The sequence below is a fragment of the Streptomyces sp. Pv4-95 genome (genome assembly GCF_045782725.1).
Taxonomy (GTDB): domain Bacteria; phylum Actinomycetota; class Actinomycetes; order Streptomycetales; family Streptomycetaceae; genus Streptomyces.
Map to the genome: position 1 here is coordinate 3,758,385 of NZ_CP127172.1, position 24,102 is coordinate 3,782,486.

The 24,102-nt window shown below is 70.3% G+C and carries 25 protein-coding genes; 1 reads left to right on the top strand and 24 read right to left on the bottom strand.

The features are described from left to right. The 24 genes from QOM21_RS16510 to QOM21_RS16625 all read right to left on the bottom strand — a co-directional run bounded on the left by QOM21_RS16510 (position 1) and on the right by QOM21_RS16625 (position 22,240). A complete protein-coding gene (locus QOM21_RS16510) occupies positions 1–543 on the bottom strand; it encodes an NUDIX hydrolase (RefSeq protein ID WP_407550892.1) in 543 nt (180 codons plus the stop codon). A 9-nt stretch (positions 544–552) separates the two neighbouring features. After that, positions 553–1,560 carry an NAD-dependent epimerase/dehydratase family protein gene (locus QOM21_RS16515; RefSeq protein ID WP_407550893.1) on the bottom strand — a complete coding sequence of 336 codons (1,008 nt, stop codon included), beginning with the start codon at positions 1,558–1,560 and terminating at the stop codon, positions 553–555. Continuing rightward, on the bottom strand, positions 1,557–2,186 hold the full coding sequence (locus tag QOM21_RS16520) for a dTDP-4-dehydrorhamnose 3,5-epimerase family protein (protein ID WP_407550895.1): 630 nt from the start codon (positions 2,184–2,186) through the stop codon (positions 1,557–1,559). Before QOM21_RS16520 ends, QOM21_RS16515 begins: the two co-directional genes overlap by 4 nt. An 18-nt stretch (positions 2,187–2,204) precedes the next feature. Then, positions 2,205–3,587: an NDP-hexose 2,3-dehydratase family protein gene (locus QOM21_RS16525; RefSeq protein ID WP_407550897.1), complete on the bottom strand. Its 1,383-nt coding sequence runs from the start codon at positions 3,585–3,587 to the stop codon at positions 2,205–2,207. 25 nt (positions 3,588–3,612) lie between these two features. Further along, on the bottom strand, positions 3,613–4,389 hold the full coding sequence (locus QOM21_RS16530) for a class I SAM-dependent methyltransferase (RefSeq protein ID WP_407550898.1): 777 nt from the start codon (positions 4,387–4,389) through the stop codon (positions 3,613–3,615). A gap of 27 nt (positions 4,390–4,416) precedes the next feature. Then, complete coding sequence (locus QOM21_RS16535; RefSeq protein ID WP_407550900.1) at positions 4,417–5,415, bottom strand: aldo/keto reductase; 999 nt, start codon at positions 5,413–5,415, stop codon at positions 4,417–4,419. A 173-nt stretch (positions 5,416–5,588) separates the two neighbouring features. After that, on the bottom strand, positions 5,589–6,437 hold the full coding sequence (locus tag QOM21_RS16540; protein ID WP_407550902.1) for an SDR family oxidoreductase: 849 nt from the start codon (positions 6,435–6,437) through the stop codon (positions 5,589–5,591). Positions 6,438–6,508: 71 nt separating this feature from the next. Then, entirely contained in the window at positions 6,509–8,122 is a 1,614-nt protein-coding gene (locus QOM21_RS16545) for an MDR family MFS transporter (protein ID WP_407550904.1), read from the bottom strand. A 328-nt stretch (positions 8,123–8,450) separates the two neighbouring features. After that, entirely contained in the window at positions 8,451–9,431 is a 981-nt protein-coding gene (locus tag QOM21_RS16550; RefSeq protein ID WP_407550906.1) for a zinc-binding alcohol dehydrogenase family protein, read from the bottom strand. A gap of 29 nt (positions 9,432–9,460) precedes the next feature. Then, entirely contained in the window at positions 9,461–10,648 is a 1,188-nt protein-coding gene (locus QOM21_RS16555) for a cytochrome P450 (protein ID WP_407550908.1), read from the bottom strand. 112 nt (positions 10,649–10,760) lie between these two features. Continuing rightward, positions 10,761–11,537: an SDR family NAD(P)-dependent oxidoreductase gene (locus QOM21_RS16560; protein WP_407550910.1), complete on the bottom strand. Its 777-nt coding sequence runs from the start codon at positions 11,535–11,537 to the stop codon at positions 10,761–10,763. Between the two features lie 56 nt (positions 11,538–11,593). Further along, complete coding sequence (locus QOM21_RS16565) at positions 11,594–12,409, bottom strand: SAM-dependent methyltransferase (RefSeq protein ID WP_407550911.1); 816 nt, start codon at positions 12,407–12,409, stop codon at positions 11,594–11,596. A gap of 68 nt (positions 12,410–12,477) precedes the next feature. Next, complete coding sequence (locus tag QOM21_RS16570) at positions 12,478–13,731, bottom strand: cytochrome P450 (protein WP_407550912.1); 1,254 nt, start codon at positions 13,729–13,731, stop codon at positions 12,478–12,480. Positions 13,732–13,986: 255 nt separating this feature from the next. Then, positions 13,987–14,301 (bottom strand): antibiotic biosynthesis monooxygenase family protein, encoded by a 315-nt coding sequence (locus tag QOM21_RS16575; protein WP_407550913.1) that lies wholly within the window; start codon positions 14,299–14,301, stop codon positions 13,987–13,989. Continuing rightward, positions 14,298–14,597 carry an antibiotic biosynthesis monooxygenase family protein gene (locus QOM21_RS16580; protein ID WP_407550915.1) on the bottom strand — a complete coding sequence of 100 codons (300 nt, stop codon included), beginning with the start codon at positions 14,595–14,597 and terminating at the stop codon, positions 14,298–14,300. The genes QOM21_RS16575 and QOM21_RS16580 overlap by 4 nt, the downstream gene beginning before the upstream one ends. Positions 14,598–14,622: 25 nt before the next feature. Beyond that, a complete protein-coding gene (locus QOM21_RS16585; protein WP_407550916.1) occupies positions 14,623–15,372 on the bottom strand; it encodes an SDR family NAD(P)-dependent oxidoreductase in 750 nt (249 codons plus the stop codon). Positions 15,373–15,403: 31 nt separating this feature from the next. Beyond that, entirely contained in the window at positions 15,404–15,868 is a 465-nt protein-coding gene (locus QOM21_RS16590; RefSeq protein WP_407550918.1) for an SRPBCC family protein, read from the bottom strand. Between the two features lie 70 nt (positions 15,869–15,938). Next, the gene (locus QOM21_RS16595; RefSeq protein WP_407550920.1) at positions 15,939–17,201 is read right to left on the bottom strand and encodes a ketosynthase chain-length factor; all 1,263 of its coding nucleotides are present in this window, start codon (positions 17,199–17,201) and stop codon (positions 15,939–15,941) included. After that, the gene (locus tag QOM21_RS16600) at positions 17,198–18,481 is read right to left on the bottom strand and encodes a beta-ketoacyl-[acyl-carrier-protein] synthase family protein (protein WP_407550922.1); all 1,284 of its coding nucleotides are present in this window, start codon (positions 18,479–18,481) and stop codon (positions 17,198–17,200) included. Before QOM21_RS16600 ends, QOM21_RS16595 begins: the two co-directional genes overlap by 4 nt. Next, positions 18,478–18,909: a cupin domain-containing protein gene (locus QOM21_RS16605; protein WP_407550924.1), complete on the bottom strand. Its 432-nt coding sequence runs from the start codon at positions 18,907–18,909 to the stop codon at positions 18,478–18,480. The genes QOM21_RS16600 and QOM21_RS16605 overlap by 4 nt, the downstream gene beginning before the upstream one ends. Further along, complete coding sequence (locus QOM21_RS16610; RefSeq protein ID WP_407550926.1) at positions 18,906–19,277, bottom strand: TcmI family type II polyketide cyclase; 372 nt, start codon at positions 19,275–19,277, stop codon at positions 18,906–18,908. The genes QOM21_RS16605 and QOM21_RS16610 overlap by 4 nt, the downstream gene beginning before the upstream one ends. Before the next feature lie 91 nt (positions 19,278–19,368). Further along, positions 19,369–21,246, bottom strand: a complete 1,878-nt coding sequence (gene asnB, locus QOM21_RS16615; RefSeq protein ID WP_407550927.1) for an asparagine synthase (glutamine-hydrolyzing) — start codon at positions 21,244–21,246, stop codon at positions 19,369–19,371. Next, the gene (locus QOM21_RS16620; RefSeq protein WP_407550929.1) at positions 21,243–21,791 is read right to left on the bottom strand and encodes a hypothetical protein; all 549 of its coding nucleotides are present in this window, start codon (positions 21,789–21,791) and stop codon (positions 21,243–21,245) included. Before QOM21_RS16620 ends, asnB begins: the two co-directional genes overlap by 4 nt. Next, entirely contained in the window at positions 21,788–22,240 is a 453-nt protein-coding gene (locus tag QOM21_RS16625; RefSeq protein WP_407550931.1) for a DUF1772 domain-containing protein, read from the bottom strand. Before QOM21_RS16625 ends, QOM21_RS16620 begins: the two co-directional genes overlap by 4 nt. A gap of 227 nt (positions 22,241–22,467) precedes the next feature. On the opposite strand from QOM21_RS16625, the gene QOM21_RS16630 reads away from it, so the two are divergent. Then, positions 22,468–24,057: an FAD-dependent monooxygenase gene (locus tag QOM21_RS16630; protein WP_407550932.1), complete on the top strand. Its 1,590-nt coding sequence runs from the start codon at positions 22,468–22,470 to the stop codon at positions 24,055–24,057. The last annotated feature ends 45 nt before the right edge of the window (positions 24,058–24,102 follow it).

Here is a 24,102-nt window from a genome sequence, read left to right on the forward strand (position 1 = left end):
TCAACCTCTCGATTCAACGGCCCGGTCGGCCATCAGTTGCAATACGCCGACAAGGGTGGCTGCCGCCACGAGCTGCCGTTTCGCGATCAGCTCCGGCATGTCCCGCAGCGGGATCCACGCCAGCGAGTCGGATTCGTGGGGGTCGGTGGGCGGGCCCACGTGGGTGGCCCCGGTGGCCCGGAAGACATGCTGCTCGGCGTTGGAGATGCCGGTGATCGGCTGCACGTAGCCGAGCGGGCGCACCTCGGTCGGACGCCAGCCGGTCTCCTCCACCGCCTCACGCACCGCGGCCCCCGCGGGGGTCTCACCCGCTTCCACCGCGCCACCGGGCAGCTCCCAGCTCCAGGTGTCCGTGGTGAAGCGATGCCGCCAGAGCATCAGCACCCGGTCGCTGTCGTCCGTCATCGCCACGGCCACGGACGGCGGGATCCTGACGAGGTGGTGCTCCCGCCGCGTACGGTCGGGGAATTCGATGTCGGCGAGCAGCAGATCCACCCACTCGCTTTCGTAGAGCGGGCGTGTGCCGTGCACGGTCCATCTCATCGGATCCCCTCACACCCGGCCGGGCGGCGTGCGGGCGGCCACCTCGGCGACCAGGGCGGGCAGCGCGACGGATCGGTCCGCGACCGGCCGCCAGCCGGTGATCCGGGTGAAGGCGGACGCGTCCACCTCCATGCCCTGCAGGTCGGTGGCCTCGGCCTCGGCCGGCGGCGGGACCTCGACGACCGGAACGGCGGCCGTCTCCTGATGGTCCGCCACGGCCGCGGCGATCGCGGTGAACATGTCGCCGAGCGGCTCGCTCTGCCCGGTACCGATGAGCCAGTGGTGGCCGCCGAGCGCGCCGACGTGGTCGAGCGCGGCGGCGAAGGCCCGGGCGACGTCCGTCACATGGATCATCTCCCGGCGCACGGTCCGGTCCCACAGCTCCAGTCGCCTGCCTTCCAGGGCCCGCCGGATCATGGTGACGACCACGCCGCGGTCGGCGCCCGTCTCCTGCGGTCCCGGGCCGAAGATGGTCGGCATTCGCAGGGAGACGGCCGTGAGCAGGCCCTCGTCGTGGGCGGCCTTCAGCGCGAGCTCGGCTTCGAGTTTCTGCCGGGGGTAGGCGCTCTTGGGGGCATCCGGCTCCGACCCGTCGATACGGACCTTGCCGGGGACACCGACCGACGCCACGGAGCCGGCGAACAGCACAGCGGGGCGACGGCCGGGCACGGCGTCCTTCCGCAGCGCGTCGACGAGGTCGTGCACCAGGCCGACGTTGACCCGCTCGACGAGCGGATCGACACCCGCACCACGCCACGAGGTCGCACTGGCGATCCTCGCGACCAGGTGGACGATGACGTCCGCGCCCTCGACAGCGGCCGCGAGCTGCTCCGGTCGCATCAGGTCGGCGGTCACCGGCTCCACCACGGCACGGGTGCCTTCGGGTACGGACGCCGGGCGGCGGGAGACCAGGCGCAGCCGGATGTCACGCCCGGCGAGCTCGCGGGTGACGGCGGTGCCCAGGTAGCCGGACGCCCCGAGGACAACGACCAGCGGCCTGCCGGCGGGGGCCGTCACAGCGCCGCGTCCAGGGCGAGACTGGCCTGGTAGTCGGGCAGGATGCCCAGTTCGAGCGCCTGGGCCAGGGTGGGGGCCACGACGTCGCGCTCGGACAGGACCGGTTCGATGCCGTCCAGCGTGACGGGCAGCCCGAGTGCCGGGTCGAGCGGGGAAATGGCGTGCTCGTTCTCCGTCACGAACGGCCCGGACATCAGGTAGACCATCGCGGTGTCGTCCTCCAGCGCGACGAACGCGTGGCCCACGCCTACGGGCAGATACGTCGACCGGAAGTGCTCCTGGTCGAGCAGGACCGAGTCCCATCGGCCGAAGGTCGGCGATCCGACCCTGAGGTCGACGACGAGGTCGAGTGCCCGGCCCCGCGCGCAGTAGACGTACTTCGCCGTGCCCGGCGGGGTCGAGGTGAAGTGCACACCTCGTACGACGCCCTGGCGGGAGTGACTCTGGCTGGCCTGGAAGACCGGAAAGGGGTGCCCGGTCGCGTCGGCGAACAACGGCCGCTGATACGTGGCCACGAACAGGCCACGGTCGTCCGGGAACACCTTCGGGGTGAACTCGAAGGCGCCCTCGACGGCGAGTTCGCGGGCGGTCGCGGCTGTCGTCCTGCCGGTCTGTTGGGTCGTCATCAATGGGTCCCTGGGTCGTCACAACTCGACGGCGTGTGAATTGAGAAGGGCCATGAGCGTGCGGGCCTGCACGTTCACGTAGCGGCCGTAACGCAGCAACGTGTTCAGCTGACCGGCCGTGAACCACCGGTAGCCCGGCGGCGGTTCATCGGGCGCCTCCGCCTCGTCTGCCTCGACGATCAGGTAGCGCGCCTGCGCGTTGAGGAAGCGCCCGCCTTCCTCCGAGTGAACGGCCTCGTAGCGGATCCGGTCGGGGCCGGCAGCGAGCACCGCGTCGAGGAAGGGGGGCCGCGCGTCCCCGGTGAGGTGGGCGTAGTGCCGGGGTGTGTACTGGACGGTCGGCGCGAGCTCGATCGAGTCGATGAAGCCGGCCTCCACCCGGGCGTGCGCCAGCAGGTGCGGGACACCGCCGATCTTCCGGGTGACGAACGCGATCACGCCGGAGTCCCGGGGCTCGAACAGTGGCTGCGTCCACGCGCCGACCTCGCGGTTCGACGCCTGGACCCGGACGGCGACCACACGGAAGTACCAGTCCAGATCGTGGTCGATGGAGTCCTCGCCGCACCGCCAGCCGGACACCCCGACCAGCGGGATGCGGCGCACGTCGACGGAGTGCCGGGAGCGCTCCGCCGCGTACCAGGACAGCAGCTCGGCATCGGAGTGCAGGGCACCGCGCTCCTCGAAGGGGACGGGCAGGCAGGCGAGCACGGTCCGTGAGTCCATGTTGACCACGTCGTCGCGGCGCAGCAGCTCGCCGATCTGGCCGAGCGTCAGCCAGCAGAAGTCGTCGTCGAGCACGACGTCCCCTGTCGTCTCGACGACCACGTTGCGGTTGAACTTCCGGTAGAACCAGGCGCCGTGCTCGGACTGCAGCACATCGACCAGAACGGTCGCACCGGCCGCACCGGTGAAGTAGTCGAGGTACTTCACATCGGCGCCCTTGTGCGCCTTGGTGTAGTTGCTGCGGGTGGCCTGCACCGTCGGCGACAGCTGGATCAGATTGGTGTTGCCGGGCTCCATCTTGGCCTGCATCAGGAAATGCAGGACGCCGTCGAACTCCTTGGCGAGAATGCCGAGGATGCCGATCTCGGGCTGGTTGATGATCGGTTGCTGCCACTCCGGGAAGGGGCCCTCCCCCACGGTGACCTGCAGACCTTCGACACTGAAGAACCGGCGCGTGTCATGGAGCAGGTTTCCCGTCTCCGGGTCGAACGACCAGGCGTCCATGTCCGCGAACGGGATCCGCTCCACCCGGAAGCTGTTCGCGGCGGTCCGGTGGGCGAGCCAGCCCGTGAAGTCGGCGACGGACATCCACGATCCGTCGCCGGCGGCGGCTGACCGTGCCAGCCGCGCCGGCAGCCCGACATCCTCACGTGCGCTGAGCGTTGCTGTGGTCGGCATCAGCTCGTCCTCGTCCGTCGTCCGCTCACTCGCCCCACTTCATGTAGATGACCGGCGGCTCGCGGCCGGGCAGCTGACGGAGCGGGGCGTGGTCGAGGCCGAAGACCTCGCGCAGGGCCGTGGTCTCACCGGGCCACTTGGGGTGGGCCAGCTCGTCGAACGCGAGGACGCTTCCCTTGGTCAGATGCGGCCGTATCGCCTCGAGGAGTTCCTTGGTCGGCTGATAGAGGTCCAGGTCGAAGTAGGCCATCGCGATGACCGTCTCCGGGTTGTCCTCCAGATACTGCGGAACGGTCTCGCGGACGTCGCCCTGGACGACGAAGGACCGCTGTGTGTGCCCGAACGGCTCGGATGCCTCGTGCGCCGCGAGGACCTCGCGCAGGTGGTCGACCTCACCCTCCGGCGTCGCGAACCGGCCCGGGACGGCGCTGGTGCTGACCTTGTCGACGTCCTTGATGTCCTCGGGGAAGCCGGTGAAGGTGTCGAAGCCGATGATGCGGCGCAGCGAGTTGTACGGCTCGTAGATGCTGCGCAGGGCCGTGAGAGTGGCCAGATGGCGGCCGTGCAGCACGCCGAACTCCATGATGACGCCCGGGACTTCGGGCAGCATGCGGTACAGCGCGTCCATGGAGAGCAGGTCCGCGAGCTGGTGGCGCCGCATGTAGACCGGCAGGTTGTCGATCAGGTACTGGGGCGGGATGGGGGTTTCGACGAGAAGCTTCGTCAGCCGCTCACGCGCGTCGCGTTCCTGGTCCGACTCGTGAGGAACGATGCGCGGGTCGGTGAATCCGTCCTTGGCCATGAGAAGGCCGGTCCTTTCGTCGGTGAGTCAGGAAAGCCAGGCGTCGGGTGCCGGTCCGCCGCGGCCGACCGGGGGAAAGAGACGGTCGAGCAGTTCCAGTACGTCCTGGGGCAGTGGTGAGTCCAGGGCGGCGAGGGCCCCGTCGACATGCGCCTCGGTGCGTGGCCCGATGACGAGCCCGGTCACCCCGGGACGCGACAGGGCCCAGGCCATGCCGACCTCGGCGGGGTCACGGCCCAGGTCGGCGCAGAGCTTCTCGTACGCCGCGATCGTGTCCTGGTGGCGCTCCAGGGCCTCCAGCGCCCGCCCCTGGCCCGATTTGACCGCGGTGTTCTCGCGCAGTTTGCGCAGTACGCCGCTGAGCAGGCCGCCGTGCAACGGGGACCAGACGAGGACGCCCAGTCCGTAGCTCCGCGCCGCGGGGATCACCTCGAGTTCCGCGTGGCGGGTCACGAGGTTGTACACACACTGCTCGGAGGCGAGACCGAGGAAGTGGCGCCGGCCGGCGGCCTCCTGCGCCGAGGCGATGTCCCAGCCGGCGAAGTTGGAGGAGCCGACGTAGCGGACCTTGCCCTGGGCCACGAGGATCTCCATGGCCTGCCAGACCTCGTCCCAGCGCACGCTCCGGTCCACGTGGTGGATCTGGTAGAGGTCGATCCAGTCCGTGCCCAGTCGCCTCAGGGAGGCGTCACAGGCGGAGATGATGTTCCGTGTGGACAGGCCCTGCCGGTTCGGTCCCTCCCCCATGGGATCGCCCACCTTGGTCGCGAGGACGATCTCGTCGCGGCGGGAGGGGCGAGCGGTCAGCCAGGAGCCGATGACCTCCTCGGCGTAGCCCTTGTGGACGCGCCAGCCGTAGGTGTTGGCGGTGTCGAGGAAGGTCACACCCTGCGCGACCGAGTGGTCGAGCAGCCGGTGCGCGCCGGACTCGTCGAGCCGGCCGCCGAAGTTGACGGTGCCGAAGGCGAGCCTGCTGATCTCCAGCCCCGTCCGGCCCAGCCTGGTGTGGAGCGGGCTGCGGGTCATGGGTCGTACTCCCCCCTGCGTCGACGGACCTTGCGCTGTGTTTCTCAGCATGGACAGGCCCTCTCGAACGGACCTGGTGTTCAGCTGGACCCGCCGAGGAGGCCGCGACGACGTGGGGCCGGTGTGCCCGGGACGTCCCGGGCACACCGGCCCCACTTGGTGCGCGCGTCGGCTCAGCCGAAGATGTGGATGTTCTCGTCGACCCAGTCGCGCAGGGTCAGCGGCGCCTTGCCGGTGATCTTCTCGACGGCGTCGGAGATCTTCCAGTCCCAGGCGACCGACTGGCGCTTGAGCTCCAGCAGGGCTTCGAGGCGGGGGCCGCCCCAGCCCAGGCGGTCGAACTCGGCCTGCGTCTCGGCCTTGGTGCGCTCGACGACCTTGATCTCCTGGCCGAGGGCCTCGCCGACGATCTCACCCTGGCGCTGCGAGCTGAGAGCCTCACCGCCGGTGAGTGTGTAGGCCTGGCCCTCGTGACCGGAGGTGGTGAGGACCTTGGCGGCGACGGAGGCGATGTCGCGCGGGTGGATCATGGCGGAGACCGGGTCGCCCTCGGTGACGTACATGGTCCGCTCCTTGCCGATGGTGCCGGCGTAGCCGTAGAGGTAGACCATGAAGGTGCCGGGGCGCAGGATGGTCCACTCCAGACCTGACTCCTGGACGACCTGCTCGCCCTGGCGGTGGCCGGAGGTCAGCGGGTCGGTGGCGCCGAAGCCGACGCCGCTGGTGGAGAGCTTGACCAGGTGCTTGACGCCGGCCTCACGGGCCGCGGCGACGAGGGTGCGCTCCTGGACGGGGCCCTCGGGGCCGTAGCCCGGCGGGACGACGAAGACGCGCTCGATGCCGGCCAGGGCCGCGGGCAGCGTCTCGGGCTTGTCGAAGTCGCCGGCGACCACCTCGACGCCGGCGGGGAACTTGGCCTTCTCGGGCGAGCGGGTCATGGCCCGCACGGGTACGCCGTCCGCGGCGAGCTGGGCGACGAGTTCGCTGCCGACATTGCCGGTGGCGCCGGTTACCAGAATCATGCGTGGATCTCCTTGGGATGGGCGGCACGGCGGACGCCGTGCCGGTAGGTCCGCTGGGTGAGAGAGGTGTGTCAGGATTCGCCGCGAGCGGCGGACGGGGAGTCGCCGACGGCGTCGTCACCGGACTGCTCCGGCTCGGCGTCGCCATGGCCGTGACCGCCGGAGAGCTTGACGTCCTTGAGGAAGAGCGCCGTCACCAGTCCGGCGAGGACGATCGGGATCACCGCGTAGAAGACGGCACGGAGCGAGTCCGCGTAGATCTCGGCGACTTCGAGGCGAACGGACGCGGAGAGGCGGCCGAGCACCTCGGGCGCGAGCGAGCCGTCCTTGTCGATCTGCACGCCGGATTCGTTGCCGAGGCGCTCCGTGAGGCCGTTGCCCAGGCGTGCGTTCATCAAAGCGGCGAAGAACGAGACACCGAGCCCGGTGCCCAGTTGCCGCATGAGGGTGGCGGTGCCCTGCACGGAACCGATGTCCTGCATGCTCGCGGTGTTGCGTGCGGCGAGGCTCAGCGCCTGGGAGTTGAGACCGCCGGCGATCCCGAAGAGCAGGACGTACACGATCGCGAGGACGACGCTCGTCTCGGGACCTGCCGTGGAGAACAGCACGGCGGCGACGGCGAACACGACCATGCTGAGGACCGGGAACCAGCGGTAGGAGGCGGTGTGCCCGATGACCTTGGCGCTGATCCACGAGGTCACCACGACGCCGAGCATCATCGCGGTGAGGATGTAGCCGGACTTCTGCACATCGAGGCCGAGGACGCTCTGCAGCCACAGGACCAGGTAGTTGATCAGGCCCAGGCCGACGAAGCCGGCGATGAAGCCGAGGATGACGACGATGGTGAAGGTCTGGTTGGCGAAGAGCCGCAGCGGGATGACGGGGTCCACCGCACGGCGCTGCGACAGGATGAACAGCGCCACCGCGACGACGGATCCGACGGCGAGGCCGAGGATGACCGGCGAGCTCCAGGAGTACTTGACGCCTGCCCAGCCGGTGAGGAGGTTCAGGGCGACGATCGCGACGACGAGCAGGAAGACGCCCGCGTAGTCGATGTGGGCCTTCTTCTTGGCCTGGGCGGGAAGGCGCAGCATCGAGGAGACGATGACCAGGACCACGGCGCCGAGCGGCAGGTTGACGAAGAACACCCAGCGCCAGCTGGCGAGATCGGTCAGCACACCGCCGAGGGTGGGGCCGGCGAGCGAGGCGGCGCCGAAGGTGATGGAGAACCAGCCGTAGTAGCGCGCTCCCTCACGGGGCGAGAACATCTCGCCGATGAGGGCGAGGACGCAGATGAACAGACCGCCGCTGCCCACGCCCTGGATGACGCGGAAGGTGATGAGCTGACTCATCGTCTGGGCAAGTCCGCAGAGCGCCGATCCGACGAGGAACACGACGATGGAGGCCATGAAGACGCGCTTGCGTCCGAACAGGTCACCGAGCTTGCCGTAGACGGGGACGGCCGCGCTGCCCCCGATGAGGTAGCCCGTGGTGACCCAGGCGAACTGGTCGAGTCCGCCCAGGTCACTGACGACGCGGGGCAGTGCGGTGGCGACGATCTGGGTGTCGAGCAGGGAGAGGAAGACCGCCACCATGAGGGTGAGGACCACCGCGTTGGTCCTGGCGGACGGAGGAGCCGGTGCCGCGGGCGCGCCGATGGCAGGCTCGGCCGAAGGGGAAGCCATGAGGAATCCTTGTAATCGAGGAGCGATGCCGAGATACCGAGATCGGGGCATCACCCGAAGTGTGAGTACACAAAGCGAAGTCGATGAAGAACGCTGCCTGTCATCAGCAGCGGAGAATGGGGTGGTCGGATCTCGTCCGACTCCGGCCTCTTTCGGCCCTCTCAACCGTTGATCAGACGCCAGCACATGTGCTGATCACGGTTCCTCGTGATTCGTCTTTGCTACTCGTCACTTCCTCTGTGTCGATTACAGATGCCGAACACGGTAGCGGAGGGCCCGCGTGCGGCGCAACCACGGCCGGACAGACCGAGCGTTTGCCGACGTGCGATCAGGGAGTGAGGACGACCTTGCCCGTGTGGAGGCGGGACTCCATCAGCTGATGCGCCTTGGCGGCCTCCTCCAGCGGGAGCCGGCTGTGCACGACAGGAGTGACCTGACCGGACTCCACATAGCCGAGGAGTTCCTTGCGCCCGGCGGCGACCGTCTCGGGCCGGTCCTGGAAGAGCGCATAGAGATTGAAGCCGTGCAGCGACTTCATGTCGACGAAGTCCCAGGGCGAGATGGCCGGGGGACGCTCGCCCGACGCGCCGCCGTAGCAGACGATGCGCCCGAAGCGGGCGGCCAGTTCGATGCTGTGCTTCAGGACGTCGTTGCCGACGGTCTCCAGCACAAGGTCGGCGCCCTTGTCACCGGTTGCCGCGCGGACCTCGTCCACCCAGTCCGCGTGCCCGTAGCACACCGCGACATCCGCGCCGATGGAGCGGACGAAGTCGAGCTTGGCCGGCGAGCCGACCGTCCCGATGATGCGGCCCGCACCGCGGGCGCGGGCCAGCTGCACGAGGAGGTGGCCGATGCCGCCGGAAGCGGCGTTGATCAGGACGGTCTCGCCGGGCTTGAGCTGCCCGACCGTCGTGAGCACGTGGTAGGCGGTCTCCCCCGGGCTGGGAAGCGCGGTGGCCTGCGCGGCGTCGATGCCCTCGGGGATCGGGAACACGGTCGCGGCATACGCGGTCGCGTATTCCGCATAAGCGCCGTAGCGGACCGGGGCGACGACACGGTCCCCCTCGGACACGTGGGTCACGCCCGCCCCGACCGCCTCGACGACACCGGCGACGTCACCGGCGGGAGCGGCGGGCAGGGTGACGGGGCCGCCGATCGGCAGGCCCTGGCGCTTTTGGACGTCGGCATAGTTGACGCCGATCGCCTCGGCACGGATCAGCACCTCACCGGGACCGGGCTCCGGCCGGGGTGCCTCCTCCAGGCGCAGCACGCTCGGGTCGCCGTGCTCGTGGTAGCGGACAACGCGCATGGTTCCTCCACGGAATCGGGGTTGGGGGGTCACCAGGTGACGGGGACGGTGCGGAAGCCGCTGAGCAACCGCCCGGGCATCCATTCGAGTTCGTCCTCCGTGCACGCGAGCTTCAGCGTGGGGAAACGGTCGAACAGATTGGTCAGCGCGATCTGCATCTCCATGCGCACCAGCGGGGCGCCGAGGCAGTGGTGAATGCCGTGGCCGAGGGTGAGATGGCGCGGGTCCTCCCGTCGGATGTCGAGACGGTCGGCGCTCGGGAAGCGCTCTTCGTCGCGGTTCGCGGCGCTGATCGCGGCGAGGACACCGCTGCCCTCGGGGATGGTGACGTCCCCGAAGGTCATGTCCTCCAGCAGGATCCGGTAGGCGGCGCCGTCACCGGGCCCCTGGTAGCGCATGAGTTCCTCGACCGCGTTGGGCATCAGCTCGGGGTGCTCGCGCAGGTCGGCCAGCTGCTCCGGGTGCAGCAGCAGCGTCGCGACGCACAGCCCGATCTGCAGGAACGTCGTCTCGTGGCCGGCCATGAGCAGCTGGGTCGCCGTGGACACCAACTCGCCCTCGCTGAGCTGGTCCTCGACGTCACGCGCCGCGACGAGCGCGCTGAGCACGTCGTCGCCCGGGGCGCGCCGCTTGTCGGCGACGAGCGAGCCGAGGTACTCGCGAAGTTCCTCGGCGGCGGCCTGGATCTCCTCGGCCGGATTGTTCTCCAGGACGAGGAATGCCTCCGACCACTTCCGGAACTGGGACCGGTCGCCCCGCGGGACTCCCAGCAGGTCGCAGATCATGTTGATCGGCAGCGGATGCGCGTACGCCTCGACGATGTCGGCCGCGTTGCCGCCCTGCTCCATCTCGTCGAGCAGTTCGTTCGTGAGCTGGTGGATACGCGGACGGAAGCTCTCCACCAGTTCGGGCGTGAACGCCTTGGCGACGAGCCGGCGCAGCCGGGTGTGCTGCGGCGGATCGGTGAAGTTGAGGCTCTCCAGGGGCGGCCAGTTGGTCATCAGCGGCACACCGGGGCGGTGCAGATCCGCGCTGCAGCGGGGGTCGAGCAGGACCCTGCGGACATCCTCGTACCGGCCGACCATGTAGCCGGGCGAGCCGCTGGGCATCGTCAGCTGCGCCACGCGCTCCTCGCGCAGCGCGGCGAAGTCGACCGGGCAGCGGGTCGGGTGGTCCCGGTGGAAGGGAAAGGTGAACTTCGGTGCTTCTTCGGTCATCGGAGCCTCTTCGTTTCTGATGGTCGAGGTTCACCGGCCCGGCTACCGGGGGCACAGCCGGGCCGCCGCGCCCACGGAGCGGTCGCGGCGGCGGCGGGCCGGCCGGCGGGCGTCACGCTCCGCCGGTGACCCGGATGGTCTGGCCGTTGATGTTGCCGTTGGCGCGGGAGCCCAGGAACACGATCGTGTTGGCCACGTCCTGGGGAACCGAGAGGTGACCGGACGGCAGGGTCTTCGCCTTGGCCTCCAGCGCGGCGGCCGGGGCGATCCGGCGCACGTTCTCGGTCATGGTCTGGCCGGGGGCGACCACGTTGACCAGGATGTTCTCCGGGGCGAGCTCCCAGGTCAGGCTCCGCGCGATGCCCAGCAGACCGGCCTTGGCAGCGCCGTAGGCCGCGCCTCCGACCATGCCGTAGTCGGCGAGGCCCGAGGAGACCATGACGATGCGGCCCCACTCACGGCCGCGCATGGCCGGCAGCGCGGCGGCGATGGTGTGGAAGGTCGCGTCGACGGTGGTGCGCAGCACCTCCTGCCACAGCTTCGGGTCGGCGTTCTCGAAGTCCGGCATCACCCGGCCCGGCCGCGGGATGCCCTCGGACCACACCACGGCATTGCTGACCAGGACGTCGATCCCGCCCCAGGTGTCGGCGACGGTCTTGACCGCGTCCCGGATGACGGAGGTGTCCGCCAGGTCGTAGCGGACCGTCAGGGTGTCGGAGGCGCCGGCCTCGCGGGCGAGCCGGGCCGTCTCCTCCGCGCCCTCCTTGTTGCTGTGATAGGTGATCGCCACCCGGGCGCCGTCCGCGCCGTAGGCGACGGCCGTCGCCCGTCCGATGCCCGAGGAACCCCCCGTCACCAGCACTGCCTTGTTACGGAGATCGGTCTCCATCAGTCACTCCATTCCCGCGAGATTGTCGGTTCGATCGCCTGCGGACGTCCGGCGGCTCAGACCTTCTTCGCCACACCGGCCAGCGCGTGGGCCTCCGCGCCGAAGCCCTCGGGGTCGCCCTCCGGGCCGATGCGCCACAGCGGGACCGGCACCACTCCGGGGTCGATGAGTTCGAGGCCCTCGAACAGCGCGTTGACCTCTTCGATGTCGCGCCAGTAGACCTCGCTGACGTTCTCCTGGTAGGTCTGCGAGGCGGAGGCGGGAACGTCCTCGGGAGCCGGCTTCTTCTCCATTCCGGCGTGCGAGATGACGACGTAGCTGCCCGGGGCGAGCTTGTCGGTGAACTGGCGCAGCATGGCCTTCGGGTCGTCCGCGTCGCTGATGAAGTGCAGGACCGCGGCGAGTATCAGCCCGACGGGGCGTGAGAAGTCGATCAGGTCCTTGGTCTCCTGCGCGGCAAAGATGTCGCCGGGCTTGCGCAGGTCGCCCAGCAGGGACGCGGCCTGCGGGTTGCCCGCCAGGATGGCCTTGCCGTGGGCCACGGCGACCGGGTCGATGTCCACGTACAGCACGCGGCTGTCGGGGTTGTTCTCCAAGGCCACCTCGTGCACGTTGCCCTCGGTCGGAATGCCTGATCCGACATCGAGGAACTGGCCGATGCCGAGCTTGGTCAGCTCGTCGACGGCACGGCGCAGAAAGGCGCGGTTGGAGCGCAGGGTGCGCGGCAGGAGGGGGTTCTTGTCGGCGATGGACTTGGCGACGGCGACATCGGCCGGGAAGTTGTGGGTGCCGCCGACCCAGTAGTCGTAGACGCGGGCGATGCTCGGCTTCTCGATGTCGACCTCGGGCGGTGCCCAGGACGGACGGTTCACGGAAATCTCCTCGGTAAGGACGGAATTCGGCCGGCGTGACGGGACGTCGCGGGCACGGACCGCGCGGGTCAGCGCAGACGGACCGGCAGGGAGGCCAGTCCGCGCAGGTTGAAGCTGGGCCGCCAGGGCAGCTCGTCCGCGGGCGTCGCGAGGCTCAGCCCCGGGAAGCGGCGGAACAGCTCGCCGAGGACGATGCGGCCTTCGAGCCGGGCCAGGGGCGCGCCGATGCAGTGATGGATGCCGTGGCCGAACGCCAGGTGCCCGGAAGCCTTGCGGGTGATGTCGACGCGGTCGGGATCGTCGTAGCGCTTCGGATCGCGGCCCGCGGCGCTCAGCGAGATCGTGATGAACTCGCCCTTGGGGATGGTGACATCGCCCAGCCGGATCGGTTCCAGGGTGAACCGCCAGGTAGCGTTGGCCAGCGGCGCGTCGATGCGCAGGAACTCGTCGATCGCGCCGTCCCACAGGCTCGGGTCGGCCTCCAGCAGCGCACGCTGGTCGGGATTGGTCAGCAGCGCCAGGGCGCCTGTGTTGAGCAGGTTGACCGTGGTCTCGTGGCCGGCGACGAGCAGGAGGAAGGCCATCGAGATCAGTTCGACCTCGTCGAGCTTCTCGCCTTCGTCGGTCGCCTCGATGAGGGCGCTCAGCATGTCGTCGGACGGCTGCGCGCGCTTGGCGGCGATGAGGCCGCGCAGGTAGGCGACCATGTCCTGGCTGGCGTCGAGAGCCTCCTCGGTGCCCTGGCCCGAGGTGAGCAGGTTGGACCAGCGGCGGAACCGGTCGCGGTCCTCCGGGGGCACGCCGAGCAGCCAGCAGATCACGGTGAAGGGAACCGGGAAGCTGAGTGCTTCCATGAGGTCCGCCTCGTCCTGGCAGTCCAGGGCGTCCAGCAGCTCGGTGACCAGCTCGGTGATCCGCGGGCGCAGCGCCTCCACCTGGCGCATGGTGAACGCCTTGGCGACGAGCTTGCGCAGGCGCGTGTGGTCCGGCGGGTCGCTGTCCAGCATGGTGGTGCTCAGTTCGGTCGCGAACTGCTTGCGGGTTCCCCGCTGCGCCTGGAAGTGCGCCTGCTTCTCGGGGTCCACGAAGTTCTGCGGGACCAGGCCGTAGCCGACGCGCATGTCCTTGCTCACCCGCGAGTCGGTCAACAGCGCCTTGGCGTCCTCGTAACGGGTGACCAGCCATGTCTTGAGACCGTTGGGCGTGGCCACGAGGTGCGCGGGCGACTCCTCGCGCAGTGACGCGAGAGTGGGGTGGGGGTTGCGTATGAAATCGGAGTCGAACAGCTCGAGCACTTCACTCTTCGTCGCGGCACTGGCCACGTGGGCTCCTCGGAATTGCGGCGGACTTTTGGGTTCGGTTCGCGCACTGAAGCTTTTCTCGGGACTCATTCAGCCACAGGAATTCGGGAGTTCCCACCCCGGTCCAGGCGGCTTCGACCCGGCTTCAAGCGGAATTCCAACACCGGCTTCATCACCTGGGAAACCGCGTTCGGGAATTGCGCTTCCGCACAGGAATGGTCGGGTTCCTGCCGGGCCGGCGGCGGCCGGCCCGGCAGGGGCGCCGTGTGAGGGCGCTCAGTAGCGCGCGAGCACCTGGTAGATCTCGAAGGGCCGCTCGCGTTCGGTGTCGCGGAACTCGCGCAGCGGGGCCGTCTGGTCCTTGTGGTCCGCGCCGGACTCCCACGACTCGAAGGACTCCCAGCTCTCCCAGCGGCTGACCACGACGTAGCTGTCGGGCCTGCCCACCTGGTGCATCAGCTGGTTGCCGAGGAGGCCCGGGGTCCCGGCCATACGGCTGCTGGCCTCGTGGTACGCGGCCAGGATGTCCGGCCCCCGGTCGGTGAGGTGGTAGAGCACCACCTCCACCGCCGGGGTGGTGGCGGCGCTCACGCCGCCGCGCCGGCCAGGCTCGCGACGACGTGCATGGTCGTCATGGATCCGCCGCTGCGGTACGGGTGGAGCTTGGTGCGGTGCTGAAGGTGGCGTGCGCTGTTCTCGAACGCGCGGAACTGTCCCTCGTCGAGCCAGTCGCTCACGATGTAGTAGACGTCGTCCTCGCCCTGTTCCGCACCGCGGGAGAGCCACTGACCGAGGTTGGCCGGGTGGCTGGTGACGGATTCACCGACTTCCTTCCACACCCGCTCGAATTCGTCGCCCATACCGGGCTTGATCTGCATACGCAGCATGACTCTGAATATGGGCCGGTCCACCTCAGATTCCCCCGTCGACGTTGATCGTCTCGCCGGTGACATACGCGGAGAGGTCGCTGAGCAGGAAGAGCACCGGCGCGGCCAGTTCCTGGACGGTGCCGAGGCGGGCGAGCGCCGTCTTCTGGGCGTAGGTGGCACGCAGCCCCTCGGCGCGCTCGGCCGGCATGGCGGCGAACGCCTCCGTTTCGATGACACCGGGCGCGACGACGTTGACGCGGACGCCCTTGCCGCCGAGCTCCTTGGACAGCGAGCGGGTCAGGCCGATCATCGCGGACTTCGCGGCGGTGTAGTGGGCGCGCAGCGGGATGCCTGCCGCGGCCCCGCGCGAGCCGATGTTGACGATCGAGCTACCGGGGCCGAGCAGGGGCAGGGCCTGCTGGATGACCCGGTACGAGGCGGTGAGGTTGGTGTCGATGACCCGCGACCACTCCTCGACCGGCAGCTCGCCGAAGGGTATGTGGGTAATCGTTCCGGCGTTGTTGACGACGCCGTCGAGCCGCCCGTAGCGGTTCCCTGCCTCCTGGACGAGGCCGTCGACCTCGGCGATCTCGCCGACGTCGGCGCGGACGATGTGGTGGTCCCCGCCGGTCTCCTTCAGTTCACGGCGCAGGCTCTCGACGTATTCGCTCTCCTGGCGGTAGCAGGTGAGCACATCGGCGCCCGCGCGGGCTGCGGCCAGCACGATGCCCCGGCCGATGCCCCGGGTGCCTCCGGTGACGAGCAACTTCTTGCCACGCAGTGCGAATTCCACGGTATTTCCCTCCTGGGGTGCGTCTGCGGATTCAGCCGGCGAGGGCGGCGCGTGCGGCGGCCTCGAGCTTTTCCTTGATCAGGTTCATCTGGACCGCCGTGTTGCGGTTGAGGCGGTCGGTCATGCCCGCGTCGTCGAGCGGCGCCCCGTCCTTCATGTGGAAGTCCTGGGTCCACTGCATCCGGACGCCGTCGTCCTCCTGGGTGTAGGCCCAGCGGATGTTCATGTACTCGAACGGTCCGGTCTCCACACGGTGGGCGCGGACGGTTCGGGTCGCCACGTCGGGGGTGCGCTGCGAGACCCAGCTCCACACCTTGCCGTTCTCGTCCGGGTGCAGGGCGAGGCGGAAGGTGACGGTCGGGCCGTCCTGCTCCAGGATCTCGGCGAGGGAGTACTCGCTGAACAGCTCGGTCCAGGACGCCACATCGTTCGTGCGTTGCCAGACGAGGTCCATCGGGGCGTCGATGACGATGGAGTTGGAGGTGTGGCCTGCCATCAGACTCCGTCCTCCGCGATCCGTGCGGCGGTGCGTACGCTCATGACTTCCTGCCTTTCGCTCAGCGGGGTCACTTGATGTGGTCGGTGCGGTCCCCGGCGTCCACGACCAGCGCGGACGCGTATCCGCCGTGGCCGCGGGCCAGGACCACGGCCGTCCGGGGCGCGGTGTGGCGCGGGCGGTCGACGACCAGGTCGATGCCCAGGGACGGGGCGGGGCAGCCGGTGCCCGGGGTGTGCGGGATCAGGCCGGAGCTCAGGCTGAGCAGGGCGGTCGCCACATCCAGGGCCGCGCCGCCCGCGTAGAGCCGGCCGGTGAGGGTCTTGGGCGCCGTCACGGGCACGCGGCCGGCACCGAACACCTCGTTGATCGCGGCGGCTTCGGCGGCGTCGAGGTGCGGCACGCCGGCGGCGTCCGCGAAGACGACGTCCACGGCGTCCGCGGCGAGCCCGGCGTCGGCGAGTGCCCGGCGGATCACCGAGGCGAGCACGGGCGGCCGCTCGGAGCCGGCCGGCGGGTCGAACCCGGCCGCGTAGCCGAGGATGCGGCCGTAGTGCCGGGCGCCTCGCTCGCGGGCGGCCGCCTCCGTCTCGACGACGAGCATGGCGCCCCCTTCGCCCGGCACGTAGCCACCGGCCGCCTCGTCGAAGGGCAGGTAGGCGCGGGTCGGGTCGTCCTCGGTGGACAGCGACCCGGTGGACAGCTGGGCGGTCAGGCCGTACGGGCAGAGCGAGGCGTCCGTACCGCCGGTCAGGACCAGTTGGGAGCCGCTGTCCAGCAGCCGCCGGGCCTGGCCCAGCGCGTCGAGGCCCCCGGCCTGCTCGGCGCAGATGACCCCGCAGGGGCCGCGCATCCCGTGGCGGATGGAGACCTGGCCCGTGGTCGCGGCGTAGAACCAGGCGATCGACTGGTAGGCGCCCACCCACGCCGGGCCCTGCTGGTAGAGCTGCTCCATCTCGTGCTGGCCGAATTCGGTACCGCCGGAGGAGCTCGCGGTGACCACGGCCATCTCGTATTCGGGCAGTCGCGCCGGATCGGCGCGCGCGTCGGCGAGCGCCGCCTCGGCGGCGGCCAGGGCGAAGTGGGTGTACCGGTCGGTGCGGGCGATGAGGGTCTTGGGGACGTGCTCACGCGCCTCGAAACCGGGCACCTCCCCGGCCACCTTCACCGGGTACGTGGTCGGGTCGAAGCGTGTGATGCGGCCCAGCGCGCTCTTGCCGGCCAGTACGGACTCCCAGTGGTCGCGGACTCCGATGCCGGTGGGAGCGATGACTCCGAGGCCGGTGACGACCGCGGGACGCCGTGGCCCTTCGGGTGTGCCGAGCGCACTCATGCTGCCTCCCTTCCGCTCCCGGCGCCGGGGCGGCCGAGAATCATGGCGCTCTGGAATCCGCCGAATCCGCTGCCGACGCTGAGGACGTGGTCCATGCGGTGCTCACGAGCGGTGACCGGCACGTAGTCGAGGTCGCACTGCGGGTCGGGCACCGACAGGTTGGCCGTCGGCGGCACCACCTGATGGCGCAGGGCCAGAGCGCAGGCCGCCACCTCCAGCGAGCCGATCGCTCCCAGGGAGTGGCCGATCATCGACTTGAGGGAGCTGACCGGCACGTCGTAGGCGCGCTGCCCCAGGCTCCGCTTGAACGCGGCGGTCTCATGGCGGTCGTTCTGCTTGGTGCCCGAGCCGTGCGCGTTGATGTAGTCGATGTCCTGCGGGTCGAGCCGGGCGCGGTCCAGGGCGACGCCGATGGCCTCGGCCATCTCACGGCCGTCGGGCTTGAGCCCGGTCATGTGGAAGGCGTTGGAGCGGTTGGCGAAGCCGAGCACCTCGGCGTAGGCGGTGGCGCCACGGCGGCGGGCCGATTCGGCGGACTCGATCACCATGACGGCGGAGCCCTCGCCGAGCACGAAGCCGTCGCGCCTGCCGTCGAAGGGCCGGGAGGCGGCGGCCGGTTCGCCGTCGGTGTTGGGCGTGGTGGCCTTGATGGCGTCGAAGCAGGCGGAGGTGATGGGCGACAGCGGGGCGTCGGTCGCGCCCGCGATGACGATGTCGGCGGTGCCCTCCTCGATGAGCTGGACGCCGTGGGCGACCGCGTCGAGACCGGAGGTGCAGCCGGTCGAGATCAGCGCGACCGGGCCTTCCGCCCCTGCCTGCCAGGCGACTTCGGCCGCCAGCGTGCTGGGGACCATGTAGCCGTACAGGTGCGGGACACCGTAGGTGTGGTCGACGAGCCAGTCCTTGCCGCCCTCCGACAGCACCTTGTACTCGTCCTCCAGGCCGGTGGTGCAGCCGACGGCGCTGCCGATGCTGACACCGATACGGCCCGGGTCGCCGGCCGCCAGGTCGATGCCGCTGTCCTCGACGGCTTCCCGTGCGGCGACGACCGCGAACTGGGCGGCCCGGTCCATCCGGCGGACTTCCTTGGGGCTGAGCCCCGCGGCCACGGGGTCGAAGTCGCACTCGGCGGCGACCCGCGAGCGGAAGTCCGAGGCGTCGAACAGGCTGATCTCCCGGGTGGCCGTGCGGCCGGCCGAGAGCAGGTCCCAGTAGGCGTCGCGGCCGATGCCTCCGGGGGCGACGGCGCCGACCCCGGTGATGACGGCGCGACGGCTCATCGGGCCCCTCCGACGTCCGGGTTGGCGCCGGACCGGTCCAGCGGGGCCTCTGTGTCGACGTGGCCCAGCTCCGGACGGGGTGCCAGCGGTGAGAGGTGGAAGACCACCTGCGCCGGCTCCTGTCCCGCGTTGACCAGGCGGTGGCGGACACCGATCGGGACGAGCAGGGAGTCACCGGGGCCGATGCGCACCGGGTCGTCGTCCAGGGTGATCTCCAGATCGCCGGAGACGACGTGCAGGAACTCCTCGGAATAGGGGTGCAGATGCTCGGTGACGTACTCGCCCGGAGCCAGCCGCAGGGTCCCCCCGAATCCCGAGGTGCAGCCGACGGTGCGCGGGCTGAGGGTGATCCGGATGTCGCCGCCGCGCTTGCGGTTGGCGGCGACCTCGTCCAGGTTGATCTTGGTGGGGTTCGCTGCGGTGGTCACCGGGCACCGCCCAGGTTCGGCGCGGACGGCGGGGTGCTGACCGGACCGTCCTGGGGGGTCCAGGAGTAGAACGGGACGGCCATCGCGTCGCGCGGCTCGCGCCAGTTCGGGTCGTACGGTGAGATGAACTCCTGCAGGCGGGTGTTGACGTCGTTGTACAGCGGGTGGCTGCGCGCCTTGTAGAGGTTCGGGCCGATGTCCTGCTCCGCCTCGACGAGGTGGAAGTACAGGTTGTGGAAGGCGAACAGGGTTCGCCTGGAGACGCCCACCATGTGCGGCAGGTCGGTGCTGTCCGAATCCGCGAAGACCTTGGCGACGCCTGCGGCGTCGTCGAGGTCCATACGCGCCACGATCAGTGTGCGGTGCACGTTGCCCTCCTGGCTTCTTCGGTCTTCGTCCCACCCTCGTGGAGGGCTCTCGAAGCTGTCTTGAAGAGGTCTGGACCGTCCTCCTGTGAGGTCACAGGCGGAGGTCGATCCGGTACTCGGTCATCCAGGTCTCTAGCTGCAGCACCATTTCCATGCTGGCCCGCTCGACCCAGGCGAAGGCGCCCTGTGGGGAGTTGTCCGAGGTCAGTGCCGTGCCGGTGGCCGAGGCGTCGAGGAGACCGGCCACGGCCGCGTTCGGGTCGGTGGCCAGCTCGGTGAACCGCCGGCGCACGAAGTCGCCGTAGGCCGCCTCCTGCGTGGCCGGGTACGCGCTCTTCTTGCGGCGCAGTACGGCCTCGGGCAGCAGGTCGGCGACGGCGGAGCGCAGCAGGCTCTTCTCGACGCCGTCCACCCGCTTCATGGCGGCCGGCACGTTGTAGACGTACTCGACGAGCGCGCGGTCGCAGAACGGCGGCCGCAGCTGCACGCCGTGGGCCATGCTCATGCGGTCGGCGCGGTCGAGGTGGGTGGGCGCCCAGCGGGTGAGGGCGAGGTAGGTGACCTCCCGGGCCCGGCGCTCCTCGGGGGAGTCACCGTCGACGTGCGGCACCTCGGCGAGGGCGTCGCGGTAGTGCTGGTCGGCGTAGCCGATGAAGTCGAGTTCCTTGCGCAGCTGCCGGTCGACCATGGAGGTGCCCAGGCCGCCGGCGGCGGCGTCGTGGCCGCGCTCGAAGGAGACCCACGGGAATGTCTGCGAGTTGCTGTGCTTGGCGTCGTACGCCCAGAAGTAGCCGTTGAACACCTCGTCCGCGGTCTCACCGGAGAGCACGGCGGCGAAGCCCGCCTCGCGCAGCCGGGCGAAGAACTGGATGAGGGAGACGTCCATGTCGCCGAGCGGGGAGGGAGCGTCCTGGACGCGCAGCGAGGTGGCGTGCACCTCGGGGTCGGTGAGGGCGGCCATGTCCAGGAGGATCTCGGTGTGCCGTGAGCCGATGTGCTCCGCGGCGAGCGCGGCGAACGGCGCGTCGGGAGTGGCCCGCATGGTGGGATGCGGCTCGAAGTTCTCCGTGTAGCCGGTGAAGTTCACCGAGAAGCTGCGCAGCGGTCCGGCGCCGCCGGCGTTCGCCGTCCGGGAGGCGAGTGCCGTCAGGGCGCTGGAGTCGATGCCCCCGGAGAGCATGGCGCCCACGGGGACGTCGGCGCGCAGGTGGGAGACGACGGCGTCGCCGAGCAGGCGGCGGACGGTGGCGACGGTGTCGTCGAGGCTGTCGGTGTGCGCCCGTGCGGGCAGCGACCAGTAGCGCCTGTCCTGGCTTCCCGGGCGGCGTACGACCAGGACATGGCCGGGGATGACCTCGCGCATACCGCGGTAGACGGCCGTGCCGGGCTTGCGGCTGTGCGCGAACAGCTCGCGCAGGCCGTCGGCGTCCACGACCGGCTGCACGTCGGGGTGGGCGAGGATCGCCTTGGGCTCCGAGCCGAAGATCACTCCGGTGGGGGTCGGGTGGTAGCTGAGCGGTTTGACGCCGAGGCGGTCGCGGGCGAGCAGCAGCTCCTGGCTGCGGACGTCCCACAGGGCGATGGCGAAGAGTCCCTCCAGGCGGGAGAGGAAGTCGGTGCCCCACTCCAGATAGGCGTGCAGGGCGGTCTCGGCGTCGCCTCCGCCGGTGAACCGGTGTCCCTTGGACGCCAGTTCGCTCCGCAGCTCGGTGTGGTTGGTGACGGCTCCGTCGAGGGTGAGGACCGCGACGGTGGTGCCCCCTTCGGTGGTGTACGCGACGGGCTGCTTGCCGGTGTCCGTCACGTCGAGGAGGGCCAGGCGCCGGTGGGCGAGCGCGGCGTGGCCTTCGAGCCAGGTGCCTTGGCCGTCGGGGCCGCGGTGGGCGAGTGTGGCGGCCATGGCCTCGACGATGTCGGTCTGCGGGGACAGGTCCCGCTCGAAGTCGACCCAGCCGGCGATTGCGCTCATCGGGCGGTCCTCTCATTCATGGCGAGTGCGTGGGTGTCGCCGGTGCGGAGCGTGACGGTGACGAGGGCGAGCGGAATGCCGGTGACGGCGGCACGGAAGTCGTCGAGGGTGGGCATGGGCCCGTCGTCGACGGTGATGCCGAGGCGGCGCGGGGCGGCCTCGGCGCCGTAGCGCTCGTACAGCTCCAGGTATCCGCGGGCGGTCCGCTCGGGGTCGGTGACCAGGTCGAAGCGGGCTCCCGTGCGCCTGCCGCTCCAGGTGAGCTCTCCGTCGGCGCCTGCGGCGAAGTTGTGGCGCCAGGGACTGCCGGTGGCTATGCAGAGGGCGCCGTCGAGGCGATGGACCCCCGCGGGCACGGTGTAGCCGCGACCGCTGCGCCGTCCGGTGAAGTGCAGCAGGGCGAGGTGTGCGGCGACCGGGCCGGGGTCGGGCCGGTTGAGCATCGCGATCATGCGGTCGTTGGCGGCGGACCGGTCCTCCTCGCCGGGCAGGGCCCGTGCGATGCGGGGACGGGCCGGAGTGGTCCGCTCGTTCGCGGCGCTCATGACAGGACCACCGCGGCGGCGGTGAGGGCGCAGCCCGCGACGGCGAAGCAGGTACGCAGCAGGTGCCAGTCGCGCCACTGGGTCCGTGGGTCGTCCCACCCGGGGCCGATGTCCTCCGGCAGGGTTTTCTTGACCCGGTTGTTGATGGGCACGTTGCGGGTCTGCGAGACCACCGCGACACCGGTCATGGCCAGCGCCGCGGCGATGAACAGCGCTCTCGGGCCGGTCTGGTCGGCGCGTACGGCGAAGGCGGCGTCGACGACGACGGAGCCGCTCACGATGAACGGCATGATCCGGTCGTAGCGCCTGCCGAGCAGCTTGTGCGTGTCGACATAGCGGTCGGGCGTCATCGCGATCAGGGCGGGCATCACGCTGATCGCCACGGCGAACAGCACGCCCGCCACCAGCCCGGTGCCCAATAGCACCAGCACACTCAGGGTTTCCACCACGGCCCGGGGCCTCCCGTCCAGCACGGATCGTCATCAGCGCTTCGAAGATTCCAGCCGCCCCTCGCGTGCCGCTCGAAGCGGTCTGGACAGGCCGGGCGACCCAACTCCGATGCAAACGCGGCCCGTTCGGAGCCCGAGTGGCCCTCTAGGCGGTCGGTGTTGGCTGGCCGGGAGTGTCCAAAGCCGTATCGCGACGAGAACGGCATCGAGACAAGGGAGCACATCCGGTGGCGGAACGAACCGACGTGTTGATCGTGGGCGGCAGCATGGTGGGCCTGGCCCAGGCGCTGTTCCTCGCCCAGCAGGGCATCCGGCCGGTGCTCGTCGAACGGCACCCGCACATCTCCGCGCATCCGCGGGCACAGGCGGCCAGCCCCCGCACGATGGAGCTGATGCGTGCGCTGGGGCTGGAGCGGGCGGTGCGCGCGCAGGAGAACCCGCATGCGCAGTACGGCGACATCCTGCAGGTGGAGTCGCTGACGGGGGCCGAACTCGGCCGGTTCGACGGCCCGTTCCGCCATGATCCGAACGATGTCAGCACCACCGGCTGGACCCTGATCGGCCAGGACCGCTTCGAGCCGGTGCTGCGCGCGAAGGCCGTGGAGCTGGGGGCGGACATCCGTTTCGGCACCGAGCTGGTCGGCTACGAGGAGGACGCCGACGGCATCAGCGCCGTCCTGCGGGATGTCCGGCACGACACCGAGACCACCGTGCGTGCCCGGTACCTGATCGCGGCGGACGGCTTCCGCAGCCCGGTCCGCGAAGGGCTGGGGATCGGCACGCACGGCCAGGGGGCCTTCGGCCGCCAGATGAACGTCATCTTCCACGCGGCGCTGGACGAGTACGTCGACGGCCGCGAGTTCTTCCTGTGCTTCGTCAACAACGACAAGGTCAAGGGCGTGCTCGGCCGGCTCGACAACGCCGACCGCTGGGTGCTGGCCCCGAGCCTGCCGCCGCAGGAGACCCACGCCGAGTACTCCGAGGAGGACTGCGTCGAGATGGTGCGGGCCGCGGTGGGCGTCCCTGATCTGGACGTGGCGGTGGAGACGAGCACCAGCTGGGAGATCGCCGCGCGGATCGCCGACCGGTTCCGCTCCGGCCGGGTGCTGCTGGCCGGGGACTCGGCCCATGTCATGCCGCCGACCGGCGGTTTCGGCGGCAACATGGGCGTGCAGGACGCGCACAACCTGGCGTGGAAGCTGGCGCTGGTGCTGCGGGGTCTTGCCGGTCCCGAGCTGCTGGACACGTACGAGGAGGAGCGGGCCCCGATTGCCGAGTTCACCGTCGAGCAGGGCGTGATCCGGTATCTGCAGCGCAGCGGGCTGGACGAGGAGGTCGCGGCCCGGCACCGTCCCGAGACCACCGTGCTCTTCGGCCATGTCTACCGCTCGGGCGCGGTGCTGTCCGAGCCGGACACCAACGACGGCGCCCCTGTGGAGGACCCCACCCAGCCGTCCGGGCGTCCGGGCACCCGGGCCCCGCACATCGATGTGCGCATCGACGGTGCGGACACCCCCCTGCACGATCTGCTGACGGGCGGCTGGTGGCTGCTGGCCGGGCCCGAGAGCGGCCTGTGGGAGCGGGCGGCCGGCGACGTCTCCCGGCTCACCGGCATCGACATCGCGTTCCACGAGGTGGGCCGCCTGGAGCCGGCCGACGTGGTCGAGGACTTCCTGAAGAAGTACGCGATCACCGCGTCCGGCGCCGCGCTGGTCCGCCCGGACGGCTTCCTGGCCTGGCGCTGCCCGGAGCGGCCCGCGGACCCGGCGGTCGAGCTGTCGGCGGTCGTCCACCGGCTGCTGGCACGTACGGCCTGAAAGCCCCGGAGCGGGTCGCTCGGGCGGGCTGCGAGTGCAACGACG

Excerpts from the sequence above, each read along its gene's own strand:
- QOM21_RS16525 (WP_407550897.1), bottom strand. The coding sequence starts at position 3,587 with ATGCCGACCACAGCAACGCTCAGCGCACGTGAGGATGTCGGGCTGCCG.
- QOM21_RS16550 (WP_407550906.1), bottom strand. The coding sequence starts at position 9,431 with ATGCGCGTTGTCCGCTACCACGAGCACGGCGACCCGAGCGTGCTGCGC.
- asnB (WP_407550927.1), bottom strand. The coding sequence starts at position 21,246 with ATGAGCGCAATCGCCGGCTGGGTCGACTTCGAGCGGGACCTGTCCCCG.
- QOM21_RS16545 (WP_407550904.1), bottom strand. The coding sequence starts at position 8,122 with ATGGCTTCCCCTTCGGCCGAGCCTGCCATCGGCGCGCCCGCGGCACCG.
- QOM21_RS16535 (WP_407550900.1), bottom strand. The coding sequence starts at position 5,415 with ATGACCCGCAGCCCGCTCCACACCAGGCTGGGCCGGACGGGGCTGGAG.
- QOM21_RS16510 (WP_407550892.1), bottom strand. The coding sequence starts at position 543 with ATGAGATGGACCGTGCACGGCACACGCCCGCTCTACGAAAGCGAGTGG.
- QOM21_RS16590 (WP_407550918.1), bottom strand. The coding sequence starts at position 15,868 with ATGGCAGGCCACACCTCCAACTCCATCGTCATCGACGCCCCGATGGAC.
- QOM21_RS16600 (WP_407550922.1), bottom strand. The coding sequence starts at position 18,481 with ATGAGCCGTCGCGCCGTCATCACCGGGGTCGGCGCCGTCGCCCCCGGA.
- QOM21_RS16595 (WP_407550920.1), bottom strand. The coding sequence starts at position 17,201 with ATGAGTGCGCTCGGCACACCCGAAGGGCCACGGCGTCCCGCGGTCGTC.
- QOM21_RS16580 (WP_407550915.1), bottom strand. The coding sequence starts at position 14,597 with ATGCTGCGTATGCAGATCAAGCCCGGTATGGGCGACGAATTCGAGCGG.
- QOM21_RS16530 (WP_407550898.1), bottom strand. The coding sequence starts at position 4,389 with ATGGCCAAGGACGGATTCACCGACCCGCGCATCGTTCCTCACGAGTCG.
- QOM21_RS16555 (WP_407550908.1), bottom strand. The coding sequence starts at position 10,648 with ATGACCGAAGAAGCACCGAAGTTCACCTTTCCCTTCCACCGGGACCAC.
- QOM21_RS16520 (WP_407550895.1), bottom strand. The coding sequence starts at position 2,186 with ATGACGACCCAACAGACCGGCAGGACGACAGCCGCGACCGCCCGCGAA.
- QOM21_RS16620 (WP_407550929.1), bottom strand. The coding sequence starts at position 21,791 with ATGAGCGCCGCGAACGAGCGGACCACTCCGGCCCGTCCCCGCATCGCA.
- QOM21_RS16540 (WP_407550902.1), bottom strand. The coding sequence starts at position 6,437 with ATGATTCTGGTAACCGGCGCCACCGGCAATGTCGGCAGCGAACTCGTC.
- QOM21_RS16560 (WP_407550910.1), bottom strand. The coding sequence starts at position 11,537 with ATGGAGACCGATCTCCGTAACAAGGCAGTGCTGGTGACGGGGGGTTCC.